Annotated in this window: 4 protein-coding genes; 3 read left to right on the forward strand and 1 reads right to left on the reverse strand. The window is 58.5% G+C overall.

Features of this window, described 5'->3' with window-relative positions; all coding sequences use genetic code 11:
- A partial coding sequence (locus RI518_RS08060; protein ID WP_397428166.1) for a pirin family protein occupies positions 1-311 on the reverse strand: 311 nt, incomplete at its 3' end.
- Positions 312-433: 122 nt separating this feature from the next.
- Here RI518_RS08060 and RI518_RS07510 point away from each other — a divergent pair.
- The 3 genes from RI518_RS07510 to RI518_RS07520 all read left to right on the forward strand — a co-directional run bounded on the left by RI518_RS07510 (position 434) and on the right by RI518_RS07520 (position 4,290).
- Positions 434-2,911, forward strand: coding sequence for an ATP-dependent Clp protease ATP-binding subunit (locus tag RI518_RS07510; protein ID WP_310672404.1), 2,478 nt, complete (start codon positions 434-436; stop codon positions 2,909-2,911).
- A gap of 72 nt (positions 2,912-2,983) precedes the next feature.
- Positions 2,984-3,529: an amino-acid N-acetyltransferase gene (locus RI518_RS07515; RefSeq protein WP_310689768.1), complete on the forward strand. Its 546-nt coding sequence runs from the start codon at positions 2,984-2,986 to the stop codon at positions 3,527-3,529.
- A gap of 161 nt (positions 3,530-3,690) precedes the next feature.
- Entirely contained in the window at positions 3,691-4,290 is a 600-nt protein-coding gene (locus RI518_RS07520) for a hypothetical protein (protein WP_310689769.1), read from the forward strand.
- Positions 4,291-4,436 lie beyond the last annotated feature (146 nt).

Raw genomic sequence — 4,436 nt, forward strand, 5'->3', positions numbered from 1 at the left:
TCTGAGCCGGTCGAATCCCGGTGGTGAATAGCGCCCTCAAACAACCAACTCACGGTTTGCAAGCCGGTGTGGGGGTGCGGTGCCACCTGCATCCCCCCGGTCACACTGACCGGGTCAGGGCCGTAGTGGTCCAGAAAACACCAGGGCCCAATAGTGGTGCGATGTCTGCTGGGTAGTGTCCGCCGGACGGTCATCGCTCGCAAGCCACCGAGTGGCACCTCGCGTGGGGCCGTGACGACTACATCACCCGGCTGCTGTAAAGCAGGCGCAGTAGTGTCAACCTGAGGTTCACCCACATCCGTTCTCGACATCCCGCTCACCATAACTGCTCACGCTGGGGGCGAACACCCCGGCAATCACAGCCCTGTTCCAATTACTCTCGAAACATCGCGGAGTGCTTCCAGCTCCCCACCCCGCGGAGAGGATAGAAATCATGTTTGAGCGGTTTACTGACCGAGCACGTCGTGTGGTGGTCTTGGCCCAAGAAGAAGCCAAGATGCTCAACCACAACTACATCGGCACCGAGCACATCCTCCTGGGACTCATTCACGAGGGTGAAGGCGTTGCGGCCAAAGCGTTGGAATCCCTGGAGATTTCGCTCGATGCGGTGCGCGAGCAGGTTCAAGACATCATCGGCCAGGGCCAGCAACAGCCCACCGGTCACATTCCTTTTACTCCCCGTGCCAAGAAGGTCCTTGAGCTGAGCCTCCGCGAAGCATTGCAGCTGGGCCACAACTACATCGGCACCGAGCACATCCTCCTGGGCCTCATTCGTGAAGGTGAGGGCGTTGCCGCACAGGTCCTGGTGAAGTTGGGTGCTGATTTGAATCGCGTGCGCCAGCAGGTGATTCAACTGCTGTCTGGTTACCAGGGCAAAGAGCAGGTCTCGGTGGGCGGCCAGGAGGGTGGCACCGACAAGGGTTCGCAGGTTCTGGACCAGTTTGGTCGAAACCTCACCCAGGCAGCCCGCGACGCCAAGCTTGACCCGGTGATCGGTCGCGAGCGCGAGATGGAGCGCGTCATGCAGATCCTCTCTCGCCGCTCCAAGAACAACCCAGTGCTGGTCGGTGAACCCGGTGTCGGAAAGACCGCGGTCGTGGAGGGCCTCGCCCAAGCGATCGTGAAGGGTGACGTTCCAGAAACACTCAAAGACAAGCAGCTCTACTCGTTGGATTTGGGTTCGCTTATTGCCGGTAGTCGCTACCGCGGTGATTTTGAAGAGCGCCTGAAAAAGGTCACGAAAGAAATCAAAAACCGCGGCGACATCATCGTCTTCATTGACGAGATTCACACCCTGGTCGGCGCCGGTGCTGCTGAGGGTGCTATTGATGCGGCCAGTATTTTGAAGCCACTGCTTGCCCGTGGTGAGCTCCAGACGGTGGGTGCCACGACTCTCGATGAGTACCGCAAACACTTTGAAAAAGATGCGGCGCTGGAGCGCCGCTTCCAGTCGGTGCAGGTCAATGAGCCAAGCCCCGCCCACACCATCAACATTTTGAAAGGTCTTCGCGACAAGTACGAAGCCTTCCACCGTGTGTCCATCACCGATGGAGCAATCGAAGCAGCCGTGAACATGTCCGATCGCTACGTGCAGGATCGGTTCCTGCCAGATAAGGCCATCGACCTCATCGATGAAGCCGGTGCCAGGATGCGGCTTAGTATCCTCTCCAGCCCCCCGGAGCTGCGCGAGTTTGACGAAAAAATTGCCGCTGTGCGCAAGCAAAAAGAAGAAGCAATCGAAGGTCAAGACTTCGAAAAAGCGGCCTCGCTTCGAGACGAAGAAAAAACCCTGCTGGGTGAGCGCCTGCGCTTAGAAAAGCAGTGGAGAAGCGGTGAAGCGGCGGGAACCGGAACCGTCAACGAAGGCGTGATTGCCGAAGTGCTCGCGGCAGCGACCGGTATTCCCGTGTTCAAACTCACCGAAGAAGAAACCGCTCGCCTGGTCTTCATGGAAAAGGCACTCCACGAGCGAGTTATCGGTCAAGAACAAGCCATTTCTGTCCTCTCGAAGACGATTCGCCGCACGCGCGCGGGTCTAAAAGACCCGAAGCGCCCCAGCGGTTCGTTTATCTTCGCGGGTCCCACCGGTGTGGGAAAGACGGAGCTGGCAAAAGCACTCGCCGAGTTCCTCTTTGACGATGAAGATGCCCTGATCTCACTCGACATGAGTGAATACGGTGAAAAGCACACCGTCTCTCGCCTGTTTGGTGCCCCTCCAGGGTTCGTCGGGTTCGAAGACGGTGGCCAGCTGACCGAAAAGGTCCGCCGGAAGCCCTTCAGTGTGGTGCTCTTCGATGAAATCGAAAAAGCCCACCCGGATATTTTCAACTCCCTGCTCCAAGTGTTGGAAGAGGGCCGCCTGACTGATGGTCAAGGCCGAGTGGTGGACTTTAAGAACACCGTCATCATCATGACCACCAACCTGGGAACCAAGGACATCACCGGAGGCCCCGTGGGCTTCACCCTGGAAGGCAACGAAGAGGCCAGTTACCAGGCCATGCGCTCCAAGGTGGTCGAAGAGCTGAAGAAGAACTTCAAGCCGGAGTTTCTCAACCGTGTCGATGAGACGGTCGTCTTCCCGCAGCTGAGCCAAGAAGAGCTCCTGCAGATTGTGGGACTGTTCGTGAAGAGTCTGCGCGAGCGGATGCTGGATCGGGATATGACGGTCAACGTCAGCGACAAGGCCAAAGCAGAACTCATCACCCTCGGGTGGGACCCCACCTTGGGTGCGAGACCACTGCGCCGGGCCGTTCAGCAAAACGTCGAGGATGCGCTCTCTGAGCGAATCCTGACGGGAGATTTGAACCCCGGCCAACACGTCGAAGTGGACTTCGACGGCTCTGAGTTCACCTTCACCACCACTACTCCGGCGAGCCCGGAACCGGTGGGAGCGGGAGCAACCGAGTCCTAGGTCACCACTCACCTCAGACCGCCCAGGCGGTCTGAGAGAGCCAACAGACTAAGAAAGCCGTAGCCTGGGGGAGTGAATTCCACTCCCCCAGGCTCTTTTTCTTCAGGCACCCTGTCGCCAGAAACCACGCTGCGGCCGGCCACGACAGCTGATATCCGCCCCATTCAAGAGCTCATTGAACCGCTGGTGGAGAGGCGCATCCTGCTGGGGAAAGAACTGGTGATGCTCTATGAAGCCGTTCAAGAATTTGTGGTGGCAGAGCAGGACGGCCAATTGGTGGGCTGCGGTGCGCTCCACGTGTTTTGGGAAAACCTCGGCGAGGTGCGCACCCTCGCGGTGAGGGACTCGGTGAAAGGCACCGGGGTTGGTGGTGCCATCCTGGATGCGCTCGAGCACAGGGCGCGGTCGCTGGGGCTCACCAGCCTGTTCTGCCTCACCTTTGAGGTTGAATTTTTCTTGGAGCGCGGCTACCAGGAAGTGACCAATTCGATTGTGGACACCGATGTGTATGTCGAACTGGTGCGATCTCCCGATGAGGGCGTTGCAGAGTTTTTAGATCTGGCGCGGGTGAAACCCAACACACTGGGTAACGCCCGAATGTTGAAGCAACTGACGTAACTCCTCACTGCGTGCGTGAGCACGGGAAACACCGGGAGCAGGCGGCGAGGGACCTGTCAGGTCGCTGTGGAGCCTGGATAGTCACTCCAAGTGCCGTGTTGCATCTGGGCACGCCGGCCCGGTAGGCGGGATTTGGGTCGGTGGGCTCGTACTCTTATGACATGTCCGGTGTTGCTCGCGAGCCATCAGCTGCGGTGTATCGACGCAGGCGTATTGCGGTGTTCGGCGGACTCCTCGCCGTCATCGTGGTGGTTGCCTTGATCATCTGGCGGCCGAGCCTCGGAGGTACGCCTTCAGCAACAGAGGAGCCGGAAGAGGACCAGCTCATGGAAGAAGTTGTTCCGGTTGCAGAGTGCACCGACTCGCAGATCGAACTCATCGCTGAAACCGATGAGGTTCGTTACGCGCCAGGTGCCGAGCCCCAGGTGTGGCTCACAGTGCGAAACACCGGTGCCACGGAGTGTGAGCTCGAGGTGGGAAGCGACGTCCAGGAGCTGATGATTGATTCCGGGGCCAGAGACAACCCCGATCTGATTTGGCTATCGACACACTGCCAGGAGGGCGGAGCGCCGATGACGATCACCCTTCAGCCCGGTGCTGAGCGCAGCACCGCGGCGATTGGTTGGGATCGAACCCGGTCTAACCCGGAGACCTGCAATGACGAACGGACTCAGATGCCAGGAGGTGGTGCCAGTTATCACCTCTCGGTGAAGCTTGGGCCATTCGAATCAGAGGCCACCAGACAGTTCATTCTTGATTAGCTAAAAGGCCCGAGGGGATGCTTTTTACTCTCTGGCAAAGCTCGATCCGCGGATTCATGAGACCTCTACTAGACAATTTCTGCAGCAGTTACCTTACAATTCCTGCAGCGGTTAACTTACAATTCCTGCAAGAGTTAGGCGACAAA

This window comes from Pontimonas sp., from assembly GCF_031581085.1.
Lineage (GTDB): Bacteria > Actinomycetota > Actinomycetes > Actinomycetales > Microbacteriaceae > Pontimonas.

What these genes read in the sequence shown, in the direction of transcription:
- RI518_RS07520 (WP_310689769.1), top strand. Translation starts at nt 3,691, where the DNA reads ATGTCCGGTGTTGCTCGCGAGCCATCAGCTGCGGTGTATCGACGCAGG.
- RI518_RS07510 (WP_310672404.1), top strand. Translation starts at nt 434, where the DNA reads ATGTTTGAGCGGTTTACTGACCGAGCACGTCGTGTGGTGGTCTTGGCC.